General features: G+C 49.4%; 1 protein-coding gene. It reads left to right on the top strand.

Annotation, left to right across the window (positions count from 1 at the left end; all coding sequences use genetic code 11):
- Nucleotides 1–240 (top strand): hypothetical protein (locus Q4563_RS17295; RefSeq protein ID WP_303605376.1); only part of this gene is annotated, 240 nt, incomplete at its 5' end.
- Nucleotides 241–362 lie beyond the last annotated feature (122 nt).

Raw genomic sequence — 362 nt, 5'->3', positions numbered from 1 at the left:
GCGTTAGCCGGGGAAATCCCGGATCTGGTGATTATCGATTACCACCTGGACCAGGGAGTGACCGGGCTGGACGTGATGGCCGGTTTCAGCCAGGTATGGCAGCAACCAGTACCCTGTCTGGTTATTACTGCCGACTATACCGATGAGGTAAAACAGGGCATTGAGGAGCTGGGCTTTATGCTATTGCGAAAACCGGTAAAACCAATGGCATTACGGGCCTTGTTACATAAAATGTTGTAGCAGACCGTGACTTTATGGTTATGGCTTATTGCCAGAACCCGTTTGCTGTCGATCTCGATCAGTCTGGTATTTCCAGCTGCTGTACAATAAGTGCTGCCTGGGTGCGATTATTGATATTAAGC

This window comes from Gilvimarinus sp. 1_MG-2023 (assembly GCF_030548285.1).
This window is presented reverse-complemented; position numbering and strand designations above follow the sequence as displayed.